Genomic DNA, 22,399 nt, shown 5'->3' with positions numbered 1-22,399 from the left:
CCCGAGTGTCATGCGCTTGCTGGATGTGACTTGCTCGTTCAGGGGGGTAACTGACTGTTGTCGAAGCCGTACCAAGACCACGCGGCAGCTGCGGCGCCGACACCGAGGGCCGCGAGGATCCAGAACGCGCGGCGTTGTCGCGAGATCCGGTCGGAGTCGTTGGTCAATGCATCGCTCCCGGGGTCGTTCCTCTTGCAGATCGGTGTGATTGCTCCGGCAGCATGGCCGCGAGGCCACACCTCCGTGTCTCTCGGCCGCCCGCCGCCCAGCGTAGGCGCGAGACCCGGCCCGACACCGTGCTTCAGCTGGTGGGTGGGCTGAGGGATGCGGGTTCGCCTTCTGATCGAGGCGTGTAGCTCTCGAAGATGCTGTATCCGACGATGCGTTCGGCGAGGGAGCCGATGGGGCTGCAGCTCGTCATGGTGAGGTACCGACCGCCGGCGGGCACGTCCGGTTTCTGGGGGACATCGAGGAGGATGTCGACCTGGGTGGGGACCACGTACTGGTGGTTCCGAAACCGGTAGGTGTACCAGCCGTTGGGCGCTTCGATGACGATTGCGTCGCCGACCTGCAACTCTGCGAGGCGGTTGAAGGGGGCACCGAAGGTGGTGCGGTGGCCGGCGAGGGCGAAGTTTCCGACCTGTCCCGGCATCTCTGAGCCGGGGTAGTGTCCGACGCGGACGGTGTCGAGGGTGCGGGCGCGGGAGGTGCCGCCGGCGACTTCGAAGACGTAGTCGGCCCCGAATCGCGGGATTCGTATGTTTGCGAACGTCTCCGCGTCGGCGGGTTGCTCGAGCAGTGGCGGCTCGACGGGAGCTGGTGTGCCTGCTGCGGGTCTGGGTGATGTCGTCGGATCGGCGTTTGGGGTGACGTATTCCTGGACCCATCGTTCGGAGAGTGCTTCTCCGTCGTTGCGGGCTTGTGCACCGTAGATCATGTCGCCGATCCAGAACTGCCAGGCGACGTAGAGCAATGCGACGACGCCGAGCGTGATCAGGAGCTCCCCGAGCACGCCCGCAAACGAGGGGCGGGGGTGGCGCGGCCTGCTGGGCGTGCGGTGGCCACGCCTGGTGGTGCCCGACTGATCTGTTTCGGTTTCCACGCGGCAATCCTGCCACTCGAACCCCGCCACCTGCCCGTCAGGAGAGCAGCCTCTCGTTGACCCGATCGGCTCCGAACGTCAGTCGTGCCAGATCGCGCGGAGGAGACGGATGGTGTCGTCGAGCGAGAGGTTGGCGTTGGCGCTTTCGGTGTTGAGATGGTGTGCGGCGTCGAGGACCGGGCGAGGCGTGGTGGTCGCGGTGGTCGCAACGCGGGTCCCGGCGCCGATACGGGTGACGAGGATGCCGTCTTTCTCGAGGGTGCGGTATTCCTTCGCGACGGTCCCAGGGGCGACTCCGAGGTCGTTGGCGAGTTGGCGGACGGAGGGAATGCGTTGGTCTGCGGCAAGTTGGTTCCGAACGATAGCCGCCTTCGTGAACGCGGGGCTCCCCGTTATGCTCGGCTCACTTGGTGCACTCTTCGCGGATGGGAATCGGCGGCCGTGGGCGGCTCTTCTTCCTGCACCGTTCCTGCCGCTGAAGGGGGTCCTGCTCGTCATCGGCGACCTGGAGGCCACACCCAACCTCGCCGAGCAGGTCGGGCAGAGACTTGCGGACAACATCGCGTTGTCTGTTCTCTTCTTCACCACCTACGTCGTTGGATTGATAGGCATGATCGCGCTGCCGATGATCGCGAGGCGGGAGGGCCGGGTTGGCCGATGGCGAGTCACCCTGAAGGGCGCTGTCATCGCACCCGCAGTCGTCGTCCTTGCGGGTGCAATGGGTGCATCTCTCGTCTGCGGATTCGGGTAGACGGCGGCGGCGCGGGAAGAAGAGGACGACGACCGTACCCCGCCGCCGATGCTCGCGTCAAAGACGCAGACCGCCGGCGCTCACTCCGCTGAAATGGGGTGAACCTCGACGAAGCCGTACAGGGGCGCGCGTCGCGCATAGCGCGCGGCCTCGTCCCGGTCGGTGCACTCCACCATGTAATAGCCGACGAGAGTTCCCGCCGCGTCGATGGGTGGATTCTCTGTGCGGTCGTCGCGGCTCGTGGATGACAACTCTGTTCTGATCGCGCGTGCCGCCTCGGAGTCAAACTGACCCGACGCGAGGAATACGCCGTCGCGCTTCAGGGACTCCTCGTACTCAGCCCATGCAGCATAATCCGCGGCTTGCTCACCCTCGGTGTAGCTGCCGTCGGACCGCATCAAGAGCATCGCTTTCATCGGGTCTCCCTCCAGACACGCTCACTGTCTCATCGGCAGACGAGAAAAACTAGCCCACGCCGTCCGGATCCGTCTGAACCTCCGAGGCAGCCGCAACTTCCCCCGCTGTGGCATTGGTAATGGATCGGGGCTGCGCCTCGCGGATGCGGAGCGCGGCGAGCGCGCCTGGCCGCGCTCAAGTCCGCTACCGGCGCGACGAGTCCGGACGATGCTGCTCGTCATGCACGGGAGACCGAGGACTGGGAGAGCACGGAACTGGCCGACGCTTCGTGACGTCGCCTGATCTCGACCGCCTCACAGGGGTCACCGGCGAGGTCTCGCCCACGTCTCTGCCGCTAGGCGCCGCGCAGCTCCTGTCTGTCAGATCGCCTCCGGAGGGCGTCTGCGATGGGGAGTGCTGCAGCCGCGATGAGCGCGACCGTGCTGAAGAGATAGAGAGCCGTCGACCACCCCGAGTGGTCGCCGCCGGAGACGAGGAATGTGTCCGCCACGGCCATTCCGGCCGGAAACGAGGCGATGAACAGAGCAGGGGCGCCCAGGGCGAGCATGGTGAGGTAGCCCAGGGCTGCGGCCACAGGCGTCGTCGCTCGGTTCCGCAGCAGAAGGGCGGCGAGCGCGAGCGCCAGGACGATTCCGCCGCCGAGCACGGTGAGGGTCAGCGGGATGCCGGGAGATTCGCCCGCTTGCGAGATTCCGCCGTAGATCTCGGACAGGCCCGCTCCGGGAACCGCCGCCAGCGGGTTCACTACCAAGATCTGCAACGCCGCGAGAACGGCGTAGAGGATGACCGTGCCACATCCGATCACCACCACCACCCACACGGGCGCCGGCTGCTTCGGGAGAACCCGCACAGCCGGAACCGAGCGCTCAGCGGACCTCACTCCTCCGCGCCCCGCACCGCGTACTCGGTGGTCACCCATCCGGAGCCGACATGGCTGGCGACCTGGGTCATGACGGTCTGTTCGAGATCGGATGGGGTGGGCCCGCGTCCGCTCCCGATCAGGCTGGGGATGTGACGAAGGCGCAGCACGTCGACCAGATCGGCCCGGAAGAGCGCATCCGTGAGTTGCAGGCTTCCCCACACGAGCAGATCGCCATCGGTCTCGTTGCGGAGTCGCACGTGCGTCTCGAGCGGATCTCCGGGTTCGACGATTCCCGGCGCATGGTCACCCCACGGCGCTGCTCCGATCGAACTGCTGACGATGTGCTTGGGGAGAGTGTTGATCGGCCCCGCGACGGGCTCGTCGCGGGGATCGACGTTCGGCCAGTACTCGACGAACATCTCATACGTCTTCCGTCCGAGCACGATCGCACCGACGTGCTCCAGCATCTCGAGCTGGTCTGAGTCGGTGCTGTCGATCGGCGCCGCGTCCATGAAACTCATCCCACCGTCGGAGTCCTGCACGAAACCGTCGGCGGTGATGATCTGCTCCACGATGATGCGACCCATGCGTCGACGCTAGGCGCGCCATCCCTGGTACGCCACCCCTGGCGCGTCAGGGATAGCCGAGGTCCCGGCGCGGCGTCCCATCGTGCGGACTCCTGCCGACCGCCCGCGCCGGATCAGCCGCGCTCGACGGGGAGCCAGAGCTCGCACGTGGCCGTGCTGAAGTCGGGCGCCCTGTCGAGCACCGAAACGATCGAGGGGCCCGGCCGCAGTCGCCACGGGTTCGACGGGAACCAGTCGGTCGCCGTCGCCGCCCAGGTGCGCTGCAGCTCGGCCGGGTAGGCGCCCTCGGAGCGGAACGCCGCCCACGTGCCGGCGGCAAGCTCGATCACGTCGAGATCGCTGGGCACGGCGACGTCGTCGCTCACCGCGACGCCGTGCAGATACGTCAGCTCGCTGCCCTCGGCGTAGTCCGCATCGACGTCGGCACTCACCTGCAGCAGGCCTGCCGGCTCCGTGTCGCCGAGCTCCTTCAGCCGCGCGTGCGCGGTCTCAGGTAGCCCGGCGATATGGGCCTGGATGTGCGGATTGACGCCCTCGTGAATGAGCGGCACGCGCACGGCGTGTCCGACGAGCCGGAAAGCGGGGCGATCGATGAGACGCGTGTCCATGGGGGTGTTCCCTTCGACGGTCAGGCGAAACCTGAGTTGCGGTTGCGTGCGAAGAGGAGCCGCGTGCCGGCGCACATCCGACGGTGAGACACGGTGGACCGAGCGGAACGCCCGGTTGAACGCCTCCGTCGAGCCGTAGCCCCAACGGACTGCCACCTCGAGCAGGTCGTCCGATCCGCGCAGGTCGGCCGCCGCGAGCGTCATGCGACGGCGTCGCACGTACTCCGACAGCGGCATGCCCGCCAACGACGAGAACATGCGACGCAGGTGATACTCCGTCGTTCCCCACGTGCGCGCGAGGCCGGCGACGTCGATCTCATCCGAGATGTTCGCTTCGATGTGCTCGACCAGACGGTTCAGTGATCCGATCACGGCTTCCTCCTTCGCTCCACAGCCTTCCGCGGCCGAACGAACCGCGCCCGACAATCGTGGCCCGATCGAGTCGTCTCGATTGTTGCCTGTCCGTGAGCAAAACGGTTCTGACGGGTCGGATGCCGCTGGCAGACTAGAGGGCATGGTCACGCTCCTGCTCGATTCGGCGCACCTCGAGGTCGCGCTGTCGGGCGCCGAACGTGCTCTGGCATTCCGCAAGGAGAACATCCGCGTGGACCGGTCGGCGATCGCGAAGGTGCAGTTGACGGAAGACCCGTGGCACTGGCTGCGCGGCGTCGCCCACCCCGGAACGTACGTGCGCGGCGTCATCGCGATGGGAACGTGGGAGTCGACCGGCGCGAAGGACTTCGCGATCGTGCGCCGTCGCCGCGCCGGCGTCGTGATCGACCTCGACGGCCACCCGGACTTCCAGCGTCTCGTGCTCACGACCCGTCACGGCATCGAACTCGTGCAGGCTCTGCGTCTCGACGCCGAGGACGAGCCCGCCGATGTCGTGACCCTCGCCGCGACCGGAGCGATCCCGACCGCCTCGGCCGAGGAACAGAACTCCGCAACCTGATCCGGGGTGGATGCGCGCGATAGCGTGAGGGGGTGAGTGAAACCACACCCGCCGCCGCTGCTGCAGGCGATGCCGACGTGCTCGTGCGGGTGCACGCTGCCCTCGGTCATCTCACGCTGAACCGGCCGCGGGCGATCAACGCGCTCACCCTCGAGATGGTGCGCCACCTCACCGACGCGCTGGACACCTGGCGCCACTCGCCCCACATCGACCTCGTACTCCTCGACGGCGCCGGTGATCGCGGACTGTGCGCGGGCGGCGACGTGCGGGGCCTCCGGGAACAGATCATCGCCGGGAACCCCGAGGCCACCGGGGAGTTCTTCCGGGCCGAGTACGCCCTCAACGCGGCGATCGCGGAGTACCCGGTGCCGATCGTCGCGTATGCCGACGGCATCACCATGGGCGGCGGCATCGGGCTCGCGGGCCACGCCCACATCCGGATCGTCACCGAACGCTCGCGCCTCGCCATGCCCGAGACCCGCATCGGCTTCACCCCCGACGTCGGCGGCAGCCTGCTTCTGGCGCGTGCGCCGGGTCGCCTCGGCGAGTACCTGGCGCTCACCGGCGCCACGATGACAGCCGCCGACGCCCTCTACGCCGGATTCGCCGATCACCTCGTGCCTTCGGTGCACCTCGGCCCGCTCTCCGAGGCGCTCGAGACCCGCGCCGACCCGGGGTCGCCGTCGGAGATCGTGCTGCTGTTCGACGACACCCCCGACACCTCCGCGCTCGAGCAGGCACGCGGATGGATCGACGACGCCTTCGCCGCCCCCACCGTCGCCGAGATCGTCGAACGGCTTCTCGCCAGCGAAGTGCCGGAAGCGCGGGAGACCGCCGCCACCCTCGGCGAGCTCTCCCCGACCTCGCTGACCGTCACGCTCGAAGCGGTGCGCCGTGCGCGGGGGCTCACCCTGCGGCAGGCGCTCGACCAGGAGTACCGCCTGGCCCAGTGGTTCGCCGTGACACAGCCCGACCTCGCCGAGGGCATCCGTGCGCAGCTGGTCGACAAGGACCGCTCGCCGCGCTGGAAGCCGGCATCCCTCGACGACCTCGCCCCCGACCTGGTCGACGAGGCGTTCTCGTTCGTTCCGTCCGCGCCGCTCTGGGGGTGACGCCATGGTCCGCCGACCCATCACCCGGCACCGTCGCCGATGGTCCATCGGGATCGCCGTCGACTGGTTCTTCTTCACGTTCGCGGGACTCGCTGCGATCTGGCTCGCCTACCTGAGCTTCACCGAATCGTTCAGCCTCGGATGGTGGGGCATCCTCGGCGTGCTCGCTTTCTGGGTGCTGCTGGCATACCTCGTCCTGCCGCGCCTGCATCGCATCCTCACGACGGTCTACGTGCCGGAGTACTTCATCGGCCGTGCCCGCACCAGCGACGGACTGCTCGGCGACCCCGTCAACCTCGCCTTCATGGGCGAGGGCGACCAGATCGAGGCCGCGCTGCGAACCGGCGGATGGACGCGCGCCGACGACGTCACCCTCGCGTCGTCGTGGCGCATCATCAGCTCGACGATGACCCGACGCAGCTACGAGCACGCCCCGGTCAGCCCGCTCTTCCTCTTCGGCCGCCAGCAGGACTTCGCCTACCAGCAGGAGGTCGACGGCAACCCCGGCCAGCGGCACCACGTGCGGTTCTGGCGGTGTCCGGACGGATGGCTGCTGCCCGGCGGCCGCCGCGTCGACTGGCTCGCCGCCGGCACCTTCGACACCTCCGTGGGCCTGTCGCTGTTCACCCTCCAGGTCACCCACAAGATCGACGCCGACACCGACATCGAGCGCGACCACATCGTCGCCACCGTCTCCGCCGACCCGCGTGTGCGGGTGGAGGTCATCGAGGACTTCTCCACGGGCTATCACGCGCGAAACGGCGGCGGCGACAGCATCCGCACCGACGGAGACCTGCCGATCGTCGACGTGCGCGGCGTGCCGGCCGCGCCAGACGCTGCGCCTGCGTCGGGCGCCGCGCCGGGGCCCGGAAGCGAGGTGACCGCATGAGCACACCGGAGTCCCCGCGCCCCTCGCCGCGCGACGTGCCCAAGCGTCACGCCTACGAACCGCCCGCGAGTCTCCTTCGCCGACCGGGCTTCGATCCGCACATGAAGCGCCCGCTCAGCACGCTGGCCGGGGGCATCCTCGTCATCCTCAGCGCCTTCGCCGCCGCGCTGTTCATCGCCGACGTCGCCCTGCGATGGTTCACCGACACCGCCGACGAGGTCGTGTGGATGCTCGGAGACAGCGTGACCCCGGACGCTCGCCTCGCGGGGCTGTATGCCTTCCTCGGCATCGGCGGATTCTTCGTGCTCGCCGAGCTCGTGCTCGCCGTCTTCGTGCTCCGGGGACGCAACGGCCCGCGCGTGATCGTCATGACCTACTCCACGATCACCATCTGCGCCTCGTTCGCGGGCTGGTGGGCCGGCGGACAGGACGTCACGTTCGAGACCAGCCTCATCTCGGTCGCGACGGACGTGCTCATCCTGCTCGCGCTGTCCTCGCAGGACGCCGCCGCCTATGCCCGCCGCTTCGAGGTGGTCGCCGATACCCCTGATGAGCCTCCGGCGAACCTGGGAGCCGGGCAAAGGGAATCTCAGTAGCCTGGATTCCTCACCGCCGCGCCCGCGACGGGAGGAGTGGGAGGCGCCGTGTTCGACAGTCCGCTGTCCGCGTCCGCCTACGATCTGCTCGGTGTGGACCCCGCCGCCGACGCCGAGACGCTCCGCCGGGCCTATCGCCTGAAGCTGCGGCAGTCGCATCCGGATGTCGGCGGGGATGCCGCCGTGTTCGTGCAGGTGCAGCGGGCGTGGGAGCTGGTCGGCACCGCCGACGCGCGCGCATCGTACGACCGCCGCAACGGGTTCGCCGACGCCGGCGAGCCGGGAGCGCCGTCATCCGAACCCGCTGCCGACGCCGAGAAGCCGGCGTGGAGCAGTCCCGCGCCGCCTCGCGCGAACGCGCGCCCCGACACGCGCCCCCGCGCCCGCAGCCACGGGCAGCCCGGCGGATGGCGCCGCGAGAAGTACCTCGAGCTCATCCGCGAATGGGTCGGCCGCGGCGTCGAGATCCCCGATCCGTACGCCCCGCACCTGGTGCGCTCGGCCCCCCACGAGGTGCGCCGGCTGCTCGCCGACGCGCTCGCCGAAGAGGCCACCGCCGTGACCGTCTCCGAGCTCGGCATGGGCTACACCGCGTGGCACGACATCGACGCGGGCCGGGCGAAGCTCGATCACATCGTGCTCGGGCCGAGTGGCCTCTACGGCATCCTCTCCGAGGACTTCGGCCGCCCGGTGCGCATCAAGCGCGGCGAGGTCGCCGACGTCGACGGCGGTCCGATCTCGACGCACGTCGCCGCGATGCGCACAGTCGGGCGCGCGGCGCGGGTGAAGTTCGGCGGGGCGATCGTCGTGCTTCCGGATGACGACGTCGAGCACGCCATGCAGGAGATCGGCAAGGTGCGCGGTGTGCCGACCGCCGTCGTGGGCCGGTCCGCGCTGTCGACCGTGCTGCGGCGGGGAATCACCGGCACCCGGCCGCTGGGCGGCACCGAGGTCTTCGAGATCCGCACGCGCCTGCAGGCCGCGGTGCGCTTCGCCTGACCTGAAGCCGGCTCAGCCGGCCAGGCCGAAGAGGTCGAGCGGATGCGTCAGCCGCCACCACGGGTCGGGGTCCTCGATGTCGTCGGCGAGCTCGAGCGTGACGGTGGTGGCGTCGAGGGGACCGCCCACCGACAGGGTCCCGACCACCTCGCCGTCGCCGCGCGCATCGTCGAGATCGTAGGACGCGTCGACGGTCGCGCTGCCCCCGTCCCACAGGATCACCGACGCGTCATCCGACACGACGATGTCGACATCCGACCCCCACAGCGTCGTGACGGCACCGGCCACCGTGCCGGCGGTCACCGACGGCTCCGGCTGAAGGTTCGCGACGGCCTGCTCGTACAGTGAGCGCGAGGCGTCGTCGCGTCCCTCGGCGTCGACCTCGCCGAGCACCGAGGCGTAGAGGCGCACGGTCGTGTCCCCGATCGCCACCTCTTCGGCCGACAGGAGGTTCCAGCTCTCGTCGAGCGTGCCGGTCTTCACGCCGATGACGCCCTCGTCCGCCAGCAGACTGTTGGTGTTCTCGACCAGGCCGGCTCCGGGCAGCTCGACCGAGCGCGTGGCCACGATCTCGGCGATCACCGGGTCGGCGAGAGCCCGGGAGGCGAGCGCCAGCAGCGATGCCGGATCTGCGGTGTTGCCCGGATCGATGCCGGTGGGTTCGACCACGGTGACCCCGTCGAGGCCGTGCTGGGCGAGCCAGGTGTTCGCGGCGTCGGCGAACAGGGCGTCCGAGGCCCAGATGCGGCTGGCGAGACGGTCGGCGTAGTTGTTCGCCGACCCGATGAGCATGCCCTGCAGCATCTGGTATTCCGTCAGTGTGCCGCCGACCGGCACATCCAGCGCCGACTCGTCGCGATAGCGGTACTCCCAGTACTCGGCGCTGTCTGCGGCCGAGAAGGAGTAGTCCGGACCCGACTCGCCGACCGCGAGCGGCATCCGGTCGAGCACGAGCAGTGCGGTCACGACCTTCGTGATGCTCGCCATCGGCACGACCGCGTCGGAGGAGGCGAGGGTCGACGAGATGCCCGCGACGGACACCGCGGATGACCCCGGCTCGGGCCACGACATCTCGAGCGGTGCGGATGCGATCGGCGCGACCTCGATCGGCGTGACCGTCGGGGCGACGGCGTGGAGCGGCCACAGGAGCGTCGTCGCGGCGTACGCGCCGACGACGAGCGCCGCTGCCGCGGTCGGCCACACGACGCCGGGGCGCCAGAGGCTCCGGCGCGGACGCTTCGCGAGCAGGTCGGCTCCGACCGAGGTGTACGACGTGGTCGCGGAGGACAGGTCCACCGGCGCCGCGGTGCGGGCGAGCGTGGCCGCGTCGACCCAGGCGAGCGCAGCCGTGGTCGGTCCCGTCGTGGGGGCGTCGGTCGGCTCCGCGGTGCCTTCGGGCTCCGTCGTGACGTCGGGCTCCACGGTGACGTCGGGCTCCACGGTGCCTTCGCGCTCCGTTGTGGCGTCGGCGGGCCGGGCGGACTCGGCCGCGGACGAGCCCCCGCGCTGCCGCAGCGACCGGCGCGTCGTCGGCGGTGCGTCCTCCACAGTCACCCCGCCAAACTATCGCGTCGCTCCCGCGTTATACTCATCGGCACACACCGCGGGAGTCCGACGAGTCGGGCTGAGAGGGAGCGAAACGCGCTTCGACCGCCGAACCTGATCCGGATCATGCCGGCGCAGGGAGGGAGTAATCATGCACGCGTCCACGCGCACGTCCACATCCGATTCCGTCACGACGGGCCGGTTCCGCTGGCGCATCGTCGACATCGTCGTCGCCAGCGTCATCGCCGTCGCCTGCGCCGGGATCTTCCTGGTCTGGAACGTCGCCTACGAGGGGCCGTCGTCCCTCCTCACCCCGCTGCTGCCGGGGGTGCAGGGCCTGCTCGCGGGCCCGTGGCTCATCGCCGGTGTGCTCGGCGGCCTCATCGTGCGCAAGCCCGGCGCCGCGCTCTACACCGAGACGGTCGCCGCGGTCATCTCGGCCCTCGTCGGCAACGCGTGGGGGCCGCTGACGATCGTGTCCGGCCTCGTGCAGGGTCTCGGCGCCGAGCTGATCTTCCTGGTCTTCGCCTACGCCGTGTGGCGTCTGCCGGTGGCCCTGCTCGCCGGGGCCGGTGCCGGTCTCGCGTGCGGCATCAACGATCGAATCCTCTGGTACCCCGGCGCCGACGTGCTGTTCACCACCGTCTACATCGCTTCCACCACGGTGTCCGGCGTCGTCATCGCCGGCCTCGGCGGCTGGCTGATCATGCGCGGCCTCGCCGCCACCGGTGCGCTCAGCCGCTTCGCCGCCGGGCGTGACGTCGCCCAGCGCGTGTAGTGGCCGCATCCGCGACACCCGCCGTCGAAGCGCAGGGGTGGGGATGGCGCTACGCCACGCGTCACGCGTGGGCGGTGCGGCAGACCAGCTTCCGGATCGACCCGGGCGAGCGCGTGCTGCTCCTCGGCGCATCGGGGTCGGGCAAGTCGACGCTGCTGCAGGGCATCGCCGGCGTGCTCGGCGGCGCGGACGAGGGGGAGCAGGAGGGTCGGCTGCGCGTGGCGGGGGCTGCGCCCGCCGCGCGCGGCGCATCCGGACTCGTGCTGCAGGACCCCGACGGCCAGACCGTGCTCGCCCGCGTCGGTGACGACGTCGCCTTCGGATGCGAGAACCTCGGGGTGCCGCGCGAGGAGATCTGGCCGCGGGTGCGGCATGCCCTCGACGCCGTGGGTCTCGACGTGCCCCTCGATCGCGCGGCGGCCGCGCTGTCGGGCGGGCAGAAGCAGCGTCTCGCGCTCGCCGGCGCCGTGGCGATGCGACCCGAGGTGCTGCTGCTCGACGAACCGACGGCGAATCTCGACCCGGCGGGCGTCGTGGAGGTGCGCGATGCCGTCGCACGCGCGCTCGACGCCACCGGGGCGACCCTCGTCGTGATCGAGCACCGCACCGACGTGTGGCTCCCGCTGGTCGACCGCATCATCGTGCTCGCCCCCGGTGAGGGCGTGGTCGCCGACGGTCCGCCGCACGACGTGCTCGGCCCCGCCGCATCCCGCCCGCCGAGCCCTTCCCGGCTGTCGAGTACACGGGAACTCGCCGAGCGCACGGGTTCTGGCCCGCGAGAGGCCGTGCACTCGGTGGAAAGTCGTGCACTCGATGCGGCGAAGGCTGGCGGCGCCGCGGGCGAAGCCGCGCGCGATAACGCCGCGAGGGGTGAGGATGCGGTGCCGCGGCGCGCGCGAGAGCTCGCGGCAGACGGGGTGTGGGTTCCGGGCGTGCCGCCGGCCTACCCGCCGGAGCCGATGGCACGCCCGGGCGAGGTGCTGCTCAGGGCGCGCGACCTCGTCGTCGCGCGTGTGCCGGGAACGCCGGTGGCCGGCCCGTTCGATATCGACGTGCGCGCCGGCGAGGTGCTCGGCGTCGTCGGGGCGAACGGTGCCGGAAAGTCCACGCTCGGTCTCACACTGGCGGGGCTCCTCCCGCCCGAGTCGGGTGTCGTCGAGGCCGCGGTGCATTTGGCCGCCGGCGCGACGCCACGACGACGGCGCGACGGCGCGAGCCGGCATCCGGTGCAGTGGTCCTCGCGCGCGCTGCTCACCCGCATCGGCGCCGTGCTGCAGGATCCGGAGCACCAGCTCCTCGCGCGGACGGTGCGGGAGGAGCTCGAGGTCGGCCCGCGCGCCCTCGGGCTGCCGGCCGATCGCATCGCCGAGCGCGTGGATGAGCTGCTCGAGCGCCTTCGCCTCGCGCCGCTCGCCGCCGCGAACCCCTACACGCTGTCCGGAGGTGAGAAGCGACGCCTCACCGTCGCGGCGGCCCTCGCGACCCGGCCGCGTGTGCTCGTGCTCGACGAACCCACGTTCGGGCAGGATGCGCGCACGTGGGCGGAACTCGTCGCGATCATCGCGCGGCTCCGCGACGGCGACGGCGACGATCCTCCCCTCGCGGTCGTCGCCGTCACGCACGACGCCGCGGTGCTCGAGGCGCTCCACGCCCGCCGGTTCGTCGTGGGCGGGGTGCGGGCATGAGTCCGAATGCCGGGCGCGGCGTCGTCGCGCGCCTGAACCCGGTCGCCAAGCTCGGTGCGGCCCTCGCGATCGCGCTGCCGCTCGTGGTGACGATCGATCCCGTCTCGGCGCTGGTGGCCCTGCTGCTCGAGCTTCCCCTCCTTCTGGCCGCGGGACTCCCGCCGCGCCAGTTCTGGCTGCGCACCCTGCCGCTGTGGATCGCCGCACCCGCCTCGGCGGTGACGATCGCGCTGTACGGTGCCGCGTCGGGGGAGGTCTACGTCGAGTGGCTGTTCGTGCGCATCAGTGAGGGATCGCTGATGCTGGCGCTCGCGACCTTCCTGCGGGTGCTCGCGATCGGGCTCCCGGCCGTGGTGCTGTTCGTCACCGTCGACCCCACCGACCTCGCCGACGGGCTGGCGCAGATCGTGCGCCTTCCGGCGCGGTTCGTGCTCGGAGCGCTCGCCGGCATGCGCATGCTCGGGCTCCTGACCGACGACTGGCGCGCGCTCGCTCTGGCTCGGCGTGCGCGCGGCGTTGCCGACACCGGCCGCCTCCGGCGCGGGTTCGGGATGGCGTTCGCGCTGTTCGTCCTGTCCATCCGGCGGGGTTCCTCGCTCGCCACCGCCATGGAGGCGCGGGCGTTCGGAGCCCCCGGCCCGCGCACGTGGGCGCGCGAGTCCCGCTTCGGCCGCGGCGACACCCTGCTGCTCCTCGCGGGCTTCGCCATCAGTGCGACGGCGCTCGCCGTCTCGATCGCCGTCGGCGCGTTCAATCCCATCCTCGGCCCCTCCTGACGCATCCACGCCCGCCGCCCGCCGTCGCGCGCATCCCCCCCCGGCCCCCGCGCGCATCCCCCCGGCCCCGCGCGCATCCACCCCGCCGAGAAACGCCGATCGGCCCGAGACACACCGCGTTGCGTGGTTTCTCGCGGCCGAAGTGGTTTCTCGCCGGGGTCGTTGTGTGCGAGCGTCGGTCAGGTCGCGTTCCAGAGCGACCGGTAATACGCCTGACGCTCGGGATCGGGCGCGACGCCATAGGCGTCGAGGAGCGTCGCCTCCCAACCCGGACCGTAGTTCCACTCCGTGCTCATCGCGGCGACGGCGATGTCGGCCCAGCGGTCGGCGACGCCGAGGGCACCGAGATCCACGTGTCCGGCGATCCGGCCTTCTCCGTCGAGGATCGTATTGGGGCTGCATGCATCGCCGTGGCACACGACCGCTCGATCGATCCGGGGCGCCTTCCGCAGATCAGCGGGCAGACGGATGCCGCGCCGCGCCGCGTTCGCCACGCGGGCCTCGACGCCCCAGTCGAACGGGCAGGAGTCGACCGGGAGAACGTCATGGAAAGCCCGCAAGCCACGGCCGATGGCCCGGACGGCGATCTCGCTGCGACCGGAGTCGATCGTCCACCGGGGCGCCACCGCGCTCTCGCCGGCAAGCGCGACCGTGACGAGCCACTCGTGATCCTCGTCGCCGCCGACCTCCAGAACCCGCGGCACCGGCACGAATCCGCCCGCCCACGCGAGCCGCTCGGCCTCCCCGGCCATCGAGCCCTCCTCGTTGCGCGGGCCGTACTTCACGTACCTGCCGTCATCCGCTCGGAACGTCACGCCGCCGACCCCGTTGCGCCACACCGGTGTGAGCGCGGCGTCGCCGGCGAGATCGCGCACGCGCGGCGGCACCGGCTCGCCGGCATCCGGGATCGACACGTGACCATCCTTCCGCCTTTGGCGTGCGAGAAACACCGTTCGACGCGAGAAACGCCGCGATGCGTGGTGTCTCGCGGCGGGGGTGGTTTCTCGGGGAGCCCGCGTGGGGCGGGATGCGCGGGGCGCGGGCGGGGTGCGCGGGGCGCGGGCGGGGCGGGGGCGATGGATGCGGTGGCCGGGGCGCGGGGGCTAGCCTGGGGATGACCGCGCGCGGTGGTGAGACGGCGTCTCACGTAGGCTGGAACTCGATGTCGCCGGTGGCGTTCGCCGCCGGCATCCGTTCGAAGGAGAACCGATGGAGCTCACGCACGCCTCCGCCCTCGTCACCGGGGGTGCGAGCGGACTCGGGCTCGCCACGGCGAAGCGGCTCGCCGCGGCGGGTGCGGCGGTCACGATCGTCGACCTGCCCTCGTCGCCCGGCGCCGATGTCGCGGCGGGCCTCGGCGGCACGTTCGCCGCGGCCGACGTGACCGACGCCGACCAGGTCGCCGCGGCCGTCCGCACCGCATCCGAAGCCGCCCCGCTGCGGGTCGTGGTCAACTGCGCCGGCATCGCCCCGCCGGCCAAGGTGCTCGACCGCGACGGCGCTCCGACGCCCCTCGACGCGTTCGAGCGGATCATCCGCATCAACCTCATCGGCACCTACAACGTGATCGCGCAGGCGTCGGCGGTCATCGCGAAGACCGAGCCGACCGCCTCTGGAGACCGCGGCGTCATCGTGGGCACCGCCAGCGTCGCCGCCTTCGACGGCCAGATCGGCCAGCCCGCCTATGCCGCCAGCAAGGGCGGCGTGCACGCCATGACCCTGCCGATCGCCCGCGAGCTCGCCCGCTACGGCATCCGCGTGTGCACGATCGCACCGGGCATCATGGAGACCCCGATGCTCGCCGGGCTTCCTCAGGCCGCGCAGGACTCCCTCGGTCAGCAGGTGCCCTACCCGCAGCGGCTCGGCCGCCCCGACGAGTACGCCGCGATGGTGATGTCCATCGTCGACAACGGATACCTCAACGGCGAGACCATCCGCCTCGACGGCGCGATCCGCATGGCGCCGCGCTGAGCCACCCCGGCCGCGTCGGCATCCGCACATATACAAGGAGCACGATGAGCGAATCGATCCTCATATCGGTCGAGCAGGGCGTCGCCCGGCTGACCTTCAACCGTCCGACGCGGCTGAACGCCATGGACTTCGAGATGGGCACGCGCTGGCGCGATCTCGCCCACCAGGTCACCGACGATCCGGCGGTCGAGGCGATCATCCTGGATGCGACCGGCCCCGCCTTCTGCGCCGGCGGCGACGTGATCATGATGGCGACCTCCGGCGCGACGGGGGAGCAGGTCACCGAGACCGCCCACGTGATCCACGACGGCATCCGCACCCTCGCGCACAGCGACAAGCCCATCGTCGCCGCCGTGCAGGGCGCGGTCGCCGGCGGCGGACTCGGCCTCATGCTCACCGCCGACTACGTCGTCGCCAGCGAGAAGGCGACCTTCGTCAGCAAGTACGCCAACATCGGCCTGACTCCCGACCTCGGTGTCTCGACGCTCCTTCCGGCGGCGATCGGTCAGCGCCGCGCCCTCCAGCTGCTGCTGCAGGATCGCACGGTCGATGCGGCCACCGCTCTCGAGTGGGGCCTCGTCGCCGAGGTCGTCGCCCCCGACGCGCTCGCCGACCGTGCCGCCGAGATCGCCCGGTTCTGGATGGCGGGCGCGACCGCCGCGTTCGGGCAGGCCACGCGCCTCGTCCGGGTCGGCGCCGAACGCGACCTCGCCGCCAATCTCGACGACGAAGCCCGCACGATCGGGGCGGCCTTCGCCACCGACGAATCGAAGACCCGGGTGGCCGCGTTCGCCGCATCCGCCCGCTCGTCCGCCCGCCCCACCACCGAAGGGACCGCACGATGACCGACGCACCGCTTGCCGGCAAGACCATCCTGATGTCGGGCGGCAGCCGCGGCATCGGCCTCGCGATCGCCGTGCGCGCCGCTCGCGACGGCGCCAACATCGCGCTGCTGGCGAAGACCGACACCCCGCATCCCAAGCTCGAGGGCACCGTGCACACCGCGGCTGAGCAGATCGAGGCTGCCGGCGGCCGGGCGCTCCCGCTGGTCGGCGACGTGCGGAACGACGACGACATCACCGAGGCCGTGCTGAAGACGCAGGGCGAGTTCGGCGGCATCGACATCGTCGTCAACAACGCCAGCGTCATCGACCTGTCCGGGTCGCTCGACCTGTCGGCCAAGAAGTACGACCTGATGCAAGACGTCAACGTGCGCGGCACCTTCATGCTCTCGCGCGCGGCGCTGCCGATGCTGAAGGATGCCGCCAACCCGCACATCCTGTCGCTGTCGCCGCCGCTGAACACCACGCCCCGCTGGCTCGGCGCCCACACCGGGTACTCGATGGCGAAGTTCGGCATGACGATGGCGACGCTCGGCATGGCGGCTGAATTCGCCGACGACGGCGTCGCGGCCAACACGCTATGGCCGGCGACGACGATCGCGACCGCCGCGGTGCAGTTCGCGCTCGGCGGTGAGCGCATGATGAAGGTCAGTCGCACGCCGGAGATCTACGCCGACGCCGCCTACGAAGTGCTGTGCCAGCCCTCGCGGGCGTACACGGGGCAGACGCTCATCGTCGAAGACGTGCTGCGCGCGGCCGGCGTGACCGATCTCTCCGCTTACGCCGCGACCCCCGGCACCCCCGACGAGGAGCTCTTCCCCGACATCTTCCTCTGACCCGCGCCCAGCGCATCCGCCCTCGACCGCGCCGACAAACGCCGAACCCCGCGAGAAACGCGGCGATGCGTGGTTTCTCGGCGCGATCGGTGTTTCTCGGTTCGGGGTGTGCGGCGTCGGCGGAGTCAGACGAGAGGCTTGCGGAGGAAGACCTGGGCAATGCCGTCGCCCTCGTCGACGCGCTGCGTCTCGCGATAGCCCTCGCGTTCGTACAGGCGCAGATTCGCCTCGCTGAGCGAGCCGGTGAACAGCTCCGCCGCGGTGGCGCCGGCCTCCCGACCGCGGCGCTCGACCGCCGTCAGCAGCGCCGTTCCGATCCCGTTCCCCTGCTGGTCGGGAGCGATGGAGATCCGCCCGATCAGCAGCAGGCCGCCATCCACACGGGCGCGCACGGCACCCACGATCCGCGACCCGTCGACCGCGACGCATCCCAGGTTCTCGGTCAGCTCGTGTTCGAGCTCCTCGAGGGTCTGCGTCAGCGGAGGCATGTCGGGGTCGCCGTAGATCAGGGCCTCCTGCACGAAGGCGGCGCGCTGCAGGGTCAGGACTTCTCCGGCGTCGGCGGGCCGGATCTCTCGCACGTCGGTCACGGCCTCGACGCTACGGCGTCGGCGGACGGAAGGGTGTGGGGTTGCGCTCGCGGGGTCAGGAGCTGCCGACAAACGCCGAACCGCGCGAGAAACGCCGCGATGCGTGGTTTCTCGCGGCGAACCGCGTTTCTCGGTGTGATGCGGGGGCGGTGCGGGCGGGGCGGTGCGGGGCGGTGCGGATGCGCGGCGCGCGGGCCCGCGTCAGATGAGGCCGTGGCGGCGGAAGGCATTTGCCACACCGTCGGCGGACACGCTCGTGGTCACATCGTCGGCGAGGGCCTTCAGCTCGTTGGGCGCGTTCCCCATCGCGATGCCGGTGCCGCACGCCTGGAACATCTCGACGTCGTTCCAGCTGTCGCCGACGCCGATCGCGTCGTCGCGACGGAGGCCGAGGTGCTCGAGCACCGTCTCGATGGCGGAGCCCTTGGTGACGCCGAGCATCCCGATCTCCCCGTTGGTGCCGCCCGGCAGCGGCATGCTTCCGGCCACCACGTGGAAGCGGTCGCCGAGCGCCGCGGTCGCCCGGTCGACGGTGGCTGGATCGTCGCTCACGAAGACCGCCTTCGCGATGGTGCCGAGATCGACCTCGGCGAGGTCGCCGAATCGCGGCGGTCGCTGGGGTGACGTCTGCGGCTCGTCGCCCGAGTGCGCGCCCTGCCACCGCGAGACGAAGGCGGCGATCATCTCACGCACGTGCGCCGAGGCGTACACGCCGTGGTTCGTCTGCAGGAAGTACGGAACGCCGGCCTCGGTGAACCACGTCTGCAGACGATCGACCGCACCCCGTGGCATGGGGCGGGCGACCACGACGTCATCGCCGCTGGTGGCATAGGAGCCGCCGTTCGTGATCGCGCCGTCGAAGCCGATCGCGGCGACGTCGGGATGGATGTCGCCGGCCGACCGCCCCGTGCACAGATACACGAGATGCCCCGCCGCGCGGGCGGCGCGCACGGCGTCGACGGTCGAGGCGGCGACGGTGCGGCCGTGGTCGAGGATCGTGCCGTCGACATCGAGGAAGGCGATCCGCCCCGTGCTCATCGTTCTCCCGCCCGGCCCCGCGGCGAGGCCCCCTCGACCCTACCCGGGCCGGGCGACGCGCTCGCCGTGAACAACACCGGAGATCCGGCGCCCCGCTGCCGGAGACGGGCCGAGGTCGGTGGCTGCCGCCCAGAATCTCCTGTCGAATTCACCGTGCGCGCGCGAGAGCCGAACAGGCAGTGTGCAGGTGCGTCCCCTACCCTCGGAGCATGCCCGAACAGCCGCCCGTGCGATCCACGACGCCGCCCGAGGCCGCCGCCGTGCGGCAGGTGCGCCCGAAGACCGAAGGGTGGTCGCAGAAGAAGGACGCCGAGGGGCGTCCGCTGCTGCAGTTCGCCAGCCCCAAGCGCGGCAAGCCGCCGGTGCACCTGGCCGACCTCACCGCCGAGCAGCGCGTGGAGAAGGTGAAGGAGCTCGGACTGCCCGGGTTCCGCGCCGCGCAGCTCGAGAAGCACTACTTCACGCACCACACAGCCGACCCCGACCGGATGACCGACCTGCCGGCGGCGAACCGCGAGGAATTCGTCACCGGGATGCTGCCGCCGCTGCTGAGCGAGGTGCGGCGCCTGACCACCGACCGCGGCGACACGATCAAGTTCCTGTGGAAACTGCACGACGGCGCCCTCGTCGAGTCGGTGCTGATGCGCTACCCGGGCCGCATCACACTGTGCGTGTCGAGCCAGGCCGGATGCGGCATGAACTGCCCGTTCTGCGCCACCGGCCAGGCCGGGCTCACCCGCAACATGTCTGCCGCCGAGATCGTCGATCAGGTCGTTCGCGCCAACGCCCTGATCCGCGCCGGCGAGCTCGGCGAGCCGGAGCATCCCGATGAGCGGGTCACCAACATCGTCTTCATGGGCATGGGGGAGCCGCTGGCGAACTATGCCCGCCTCATGCAGGCGGTGCGGGTGATGACCGATCAGAAGCACGGGCTCGGGATGAGCGCGCGCGGCATCACGGTCTCCACCGTGGGCCTGGTGCCGGCGATCACGAAGCTCGCGAAGGAGGAGATCCCCGTCACCTTCGCCCTCTCGCTCCACGCGCCCGACGACCAGCTGCGCGACGAGCTCATCCCGGTGAATTCCCGCTGGAAGGTCGACGAGGCTCTGGATGCCGCCCGGGCCTACTTCGACGCCACGGGGCGCCGCGTCTCGATCGAGTACGCGCTCATCAAGGACATGAACGACCATGCCTGGCGCGCCGACCTCCTGGCGGAGAAGCTCAACGCCCGCGGTCGCGGCTGGGTGCACGTCAACCCGATCCCGCTGAACCCCACGCCCGGCTCGGTCTGGACGTCGTCGGAGAAGCCGGTGCAGGCGGAATTCGTGCGGCGCCTGAACGCCGCCGGCATCCCCACCACCCTGCGCGACACCCGCGGCAAGGAGATCGACGGGGCCTGCGGTCAGCTGGTCGCGACGGAAGAAGACCAAGCGGCCGCCGCCGTCGGCTGACACACTGGCCTCATGTGGGCCTGGGTCGCATTCGTCCTGATCGCGCTGATCTTCACGGTCGCGGCCGCCTGGGTGAGCCGCCGTCTGCTCGACGGGCAGGTCGGGTGGATCCGCGCATCCCTCACCGCGCTGATCGTCTTCCTCGCGTGCCTGCCGCTGGCGACGTGGGCGATGCGCGAGACCGACGTGCTCGACCTCGACGACAACGTGACGGTGAGCGGCCCGATCGCGCTGGCCTTCCTCGCGCTCGTCGCGGGCTGGATCTTCGCGATCGTCGTCGTGGTCATCGTGACGCTCGAGTTCCTGTGGCCGTCGCATCGGGTGCGCAATCCGGTGGCGGCCATCAGGGATGCCTTCCGCCGGCGCGATCGCGCCCGCCGGTACGCGCAGATCCTCGCGATCGCCTCGCGTCACGGGCTCGGCGCGTTCCAGAACCGGCACGGCGGAGATGACGAGCTCGCCTCGGCTCTGGTCGCCGCGCTGAACGAGGCGGGCGTCACCTTCGTCAAGCTCGGGCAGGTGCTGTCCTCGCGGGAGGACGTGCTGCCGCGCGACCTGGTGGATGCGCTGTCGACGCTGCAGATGGATTCCACGCCGATCCCGTGGGCTGAGGCGGAGGCGGCGATCACGGCCGAGCTCGGCCGGCCGATCGACGAGGTCTTCGCCTCGATCGACCCGCAGCCGCTGGCGGCGGCGTCGGTCGCCCAGGTGCACACCGCGCGACTGCGCGGCGACGGCGAAGAACCCGGCGACGAGGTCGTCGTGAAGATCCAGCGCCCGCGCGCACGAGCGCAGGTGACGACGGATCTCGACATCCTCGAGCGCCTCGCGCGCACCGCCGAGGCCCGCACCGACTGGGCCCGCGACTACGGGGCGGTCGCTCTCGCGGCGGAGTTCTCCCGCGCGCTGAGCGACGAGCTCGACTACCGGGTCGAGGCGGCGGGCACCGAGATGCTGCGCGGCGCGATCGCGCGGTCGTCGTCCATGACCCTCGCCGTGCCGACCCTGTACGAGCCGTGGTGCACGAGCCGCATGATCGTGCAGCAGCGCATCACCGGCACGCCCTTCAGTCGCATCGCGACCGGCTCCCTCGATCCCGACGAGGCGCGCCGGCTCGCCGACGGCGTGCTCGAATCCGTCTTCGAGCAGATCGCGGTGCGCGGGGTCTTCCACGCCGATCTGCATCCGGGGAACCTCATCCTGCAGGACGACGGCACCGTCGCGCTCATCGACTTCGGCGCCGTCGGGGTGAGCGAGCGGAGCCTGCGCCGCATGCTCATCCCGCTGCTGTTGGCCCTGTCGGCGGATGACGACGTCGCCGCCACGAACGTCATCCTCCTCATGTGCGCGCCCGAGACCGGGACCGTCGACCACGTGGCGCTGCAGCACGACATCGGCGTCATCCTCACCCGCATGCAGAACGCCCAGGTCGACGAGAACATCTTCCGGGCGCTCGTGGACGTGCTGCGCCGCCATCGCCTGTCCATCCCGCCGTCGCTGCTGCTCGTGCTGCGCACGCTGTCATCGCTGGAGGGGACGCTCCGGCGCCTCGTTCCGGACTACGACATGGTCGGGCACGCCCTGGAGCGCGCACCGCACTTCGCGCGGGCGACGTTCGACCCGAAGAACGCCGCCCTCGGTGCGCAGGCGCACCTCATGCTCGCGGGCGAGGAGCTCCGTCGCCTGCCGCGGCGGTTCGAGAACGTCACCCGCTCGCTTGAGGACGGCACCTTCTCGGTGCGGCTGCGCTCCCTCGAAGGGTCCGGCGAGCGCGGGTGGCTCGAAGAGCAGCTGAACCGCTTCCTCGTGACCGTCGTCGGGGTGGCGCTGCTGGCCGTCGGCATCAGTCTGACCGTGTCCGGCGACGGCCCGATGCTCACCGGCAACGTCGGCGCCTTCCCCTTCCTCGGCAGTCTCGTGGGGCTCGGCGGGCTCCTCCTGCTCGTGCGCAGTCTGCGCCGCGCGCTGCGCCGACGCGACGGCGGATGACGCCGGTGGCGAACCCCCGCCGG

At 71.0% G+C, this 22,399-nt stretch carries 23 protein-coding genes and 1 riboswitch; of the genes, 13 read left to right on the top strand and 10 right to left on the bottom strand.

Going from position 1 to position 22,399, the window contains the following annotated elements; all coding sequences use genetic code 11:
• Nucleotides 1-301: 301 nt before the first annotated feature.
• From IM777_RS15085 to IM777_RS15060, 6 genes are all read right to left on the bottom strand, one after another.
• Nucleotides 302-1,102 (bottom strand): class E sortase, encoded by an 801-nt coding sequence (locus IM777_RS15085; protein WP_194383925.1) that lies wholly within the window; start codon nt 1,100-1,102, stop codon nt 302-304.
• 78 nt (nt 1,103-1,180) lie between these two features.
• Entirely contained in the window at nt 1,181-1,600 is a 420-nt protein-coding gene (locus tag IM777_RS15080) for a GntR family transcriptional regulator (protein ID WP_194385602.1), read from the bottom strand.
• 333 nt (nt 1,601-1,933) lie between these two features.
• Entirely contained in the window at nt 1,934-2,269 is a 336-nt protein-coding gene (locus IM777_RS15075) for a YciI family protein (protein ID WP_194383924.1), read from the bottom strand.
• 335 nt (nt 2,270-2,604) lie between these two features.
• The gene (locus IM777_RS15070) at nt 2,605-3,120 is read right to left on the bottom strand and encodes a hypothetical protein (RefSeq protein ID WP_194383923.1); all 516 of its coding nucleotides are present in this window, start codon (nt 3,118-3,120) and stop codon (nt 2,605-2,607) included.
• A 26-nt stretch (nt 3,121-3,146) separates the two neighbouring features.
• The gene (locus tag IM777_RS15065; protein WP_194383922.1) at nt 3,147-3,719 is read right to left on the bottom strand and encodes a dihydrofolate reductase family protein; all 573 of its coding nucleotides are present in this window, start codon (nt 3,717-3,719) and stop codon (nt 3,147-3,149) included.
• 113 nt (nt 3,720-3,832) lie between these two features.
• A complete protein-coding gene (locus IM777_RS15060; protein ID WP_194383921.1) occupies nt 3,833-4,699 on the bottom strand; it encodes an AraC family transcriptional regulator in 867 nt (288 codons plus the stop codon).
• A gap of 142 nt (nt 4,700-4,841) precedes the next feature.
• Between IM777_RS15060 and IM777_RS15055 the strand changes: the two genes are divergently transcribed.
• The 5 genes from IM777_RS15055 to IM777_RS15035 are packed head-to-tail and all read left to right on the top strand — an operon-like array spanning nt 4,842 to nt 8,875.
• Nucleotides 4,842-5,279, top strand: a complete 438-nt coding sequence (locus IM777_RS15055) for a hypothetical protein (protein ID WP_071045478.1) — start codon at nt 4,842-4,844, stop codon at nt 5,277-5,279.
• Between the two features lie 32 nt (nt 5,280-5,311).
• A complete protein-coding gene (locus IM777_RS15050) occupies nt 5,312-6,391 on the top strand; it encodes an enoyl-CoA hydratase/isomerase family protein (RefSeq protein WP_194383920.1) in 1,080 nt (359 codons plus the stop codon).
• A 4-nt stretch (nt 6,392-6,395) separates the two neighbouring features.
• Nucleotides 6,396-7,280 (top strand): LssY C-terminal domain-containing protein, encoded by an 885-nt coding sequence (locus IM777_RS15045; RefSeq protein WP_194383919.1) that lies wholly within the window; start codon nt 6,396-6,398, stop codon nt 7,278-7,280.
• A complete protein-coding gene (locus IM777_RS15040; protein WP_071045481.1) occupies nt 7,277-7,876 on the top strand; it encodes a hypothetical protein in 600 nt (199 codons plus the stop codon). The genes IM777_RS15045 and IM777_RS15040 overlap by 4 nt, the downstream gene beginning before the upstream one ends.
• 48 nt (nt 7,877-7,924) lie before the next feature.
• Nucleotides 7,925-8,875 carry a J domain-containing protein gene (locus IM777_RS15035; protein ID WP_194383918.1) on the top strand — a complete coding sequence of 317 codons (951 nt, stop codon included), beginning with the start codon at nt 7,925-7,927 and terminating at the stop codon, nt 8,873-8,875.
• A 12-nt stretch (nt 8,876-8,887) separates the two neighbouring features.
• Here the strand turns inward: IM777_RS15035 and IM777_RS15030 are convergent, their stop codons facing one another.
• A complete protein-coding gene (locus IM777_RS15030) occupies nt 8,888-10,429 on the bottom strand; it encodes a D-alanyl-D-alanine carboxypeptidase family protein (protein ID WP_194383917.1) in 1,542 nt (513 codons plus the stop codon).
• Nucleotides 10,430-10,468: 39 nt separating this feature from the next.
• Nucleotides 10,469-10,579: riboswitch (TPP riboswitch) on the top strand.
• Here IM777_RS15030 and IM777_RS15025 point away from each other — a divergent pair.
• From IM777_RS15025 to IM777_RS15010, 3 genes are all read left to right on the top strand, one after another.
• Nucleotides 10,572-11,198, top strand: coding sequence for an ECF transporter S component (locus tag IM777_RS15025; protein ID WP_071045484.1), 627 nt, complete (start codon nt 10,572-10,574; stop codon nt 11,196-11,198). It overlaps the preceding riboswitch by 8 nt.
• Nucleotides 11,198-12,883 (top strand): ABC transporter ATP-binding protein, encoded by a 1,686-nt coding sequence (locus IM777_RS17295; protein WP_228480845.1) that lies wholly within the window; start codon nt 11,198-11,200, stop codon nt 12,881-12,883. The genes IM777_RS15025 and IM777_RS17295 overlap by 1 nt, the downstream gene beginning before the upstream one ends.
• Entirely contained in the window at nt 12,880-13,659 is a 780-nt protein-coding gene (locus IM777_RS15010) for an energy-coupling factor transporter transmembrane component T family protein (protein ID WP_194383916.1), read from the top strand. The genes IM777_RS17295 and IM777_RS15010 overlap by 4 nt, the downstream gene beginning before the upstream one ends.
• A gap of 179 nt (nt 13,660-13,838) precedes the next feature.
• Here IM777_RS15010 and IM777_RS15005 read toward each other — a convergent pair whose 3' ends face one another.
• A complete protein-coding gene (locus IM777_RS15005) occupies nt 13,839-14,573 on the bottom strand; it encodes an aminoglycoside 3'-phosphotransferase (protein WP_194383915.1) in 735 nt (244 codons plus the stop codon).
• 295 nt (nt 14,574-14,868) lie between these two features.
• Between IM777_RS15005 and IM777_RS15000 the strand changes: the two genes are divergently transcribed.
• From IM777_RS15000 to IM777_RS14990, 3 genes are read left to right on the top strand one after another with little or no spacing between them, the layout of a single operon-like run.
• The gene (locus IM777_RS15000) at nt 14,869-15,630 is read left to right on the top strand and encodes an SDR family NAD(P)-dependent oxidoreductase (RefSeq protein ID WP_071046010.1); all 762 of its coding nucleotides are present in this window, start codon (nt 14,869-14,871) and stop codon (nt 15,628-15,630) included.
• A 44-nt stretch (nt 15,631-15,674) separates the two neighbouring features.
• Nucleotides 15,675-16,475, top strand: a complete 801-nt coding sequence (locus tag IM777_RS14995; RefSeq protein ID WP_194383914.1) for an enoyl-CoA hydratase/isomerase family protein — start codon at nt 15,675-15,677, stop codon at nt 16,473-16,475.
• A complete protein-coding gene (locus tag IM777_RS14990; RefSeq protein WP_194383913.1) occupies nt 16,472-17,308 on the top strand; it encodes an SDR family oxidoreductase in 837 nt (278 codons plus the stop codon). Before IM777_RS14995 ends, IM777_RS14990 begins: the two co-directional genes overlap by 4 nt.
• 125 nt (nt 17,309-17,433) lie before the next feature.
• Here IM777_RS14990 and IM777_RS14985 read toward each other — a convergent pair whose 3' ends face one another.
• Together IM777_RS14985 and IM777_RS14980 are read right to left on the bottom strand one after the other, a co-directional pair.
• The gene (locus IM777_RS14985; RefSeq protein ID WP_071046005.1) at nt 17,434-17,898 is read right to left on the bottom strand and encodes a GNAT family N-acetyltransferase; all 465 of its coding nucleotides are present in this window, start codon (nt 17,896-17,898) and stop codon (nt 17,434-17,436) included.
• Between the two features lie 201 nt (nt 17,899-18,099).
• Nucleotides 18,100-18,936, bottom strand: a complete 837-nt coding sequence (locus IM777_RS14980) for a Cof-type HAD-IIB family hydrolase (RefSeq protein ID WP_194383912.1) — start codon at nt 18,934-18,936, stop codon at nt 18,100-18,102.
• A gap of 209 nt (nt 18,937-19,145) precedes the next feature.
• On the opposite strand from IM777_RS14980, the gene rlmN reads away from it, so the two are divergent.
• The gene (gene rlmN, locus IM777_RS14975; protein ID WP_194383911.1) at nt 19,146-20,387 is read left to right on the top strand and encodes a dual-specificity RNA methyltransferase RlmN; all 1,242 of its coding nucleotides are present in this window, start codon (nt 19,146-19,148) and stop codon (nt 20,385-20,387) included.
• A 12-nt stretch (nt 20,388-20,399) separates the two neighbouring features.
• Nucleotides 20,400-22,376 (top strand): ABC1 kinase family protein, encoded by a 1,977-nt coding sequence (locus IM777_RS14970; protein WP_194383910.1) that lies wholly within the window; start codon nt 20,400-20,402, stop codon nt 22,374-22,376.
• Nucleotides 22,377-22,399: the final 23 nt, after the last annotated feature.

It is taken from the genome of Microbacterium luteum (assembly GCF_015277875.1).
In the GTDB taxonomy this organism is placed as follows: domain Bacteria; phylum Actinomycetota; class Actinomycetes; order Actinomycetales; family Microbacteriaceae; genus Microbacterium; species Microbacterium luteum.
Note: the sequence above shows the minus strand (reverse complement) of the source record. Positions and strands in the feature narration are given on the sequence as shown.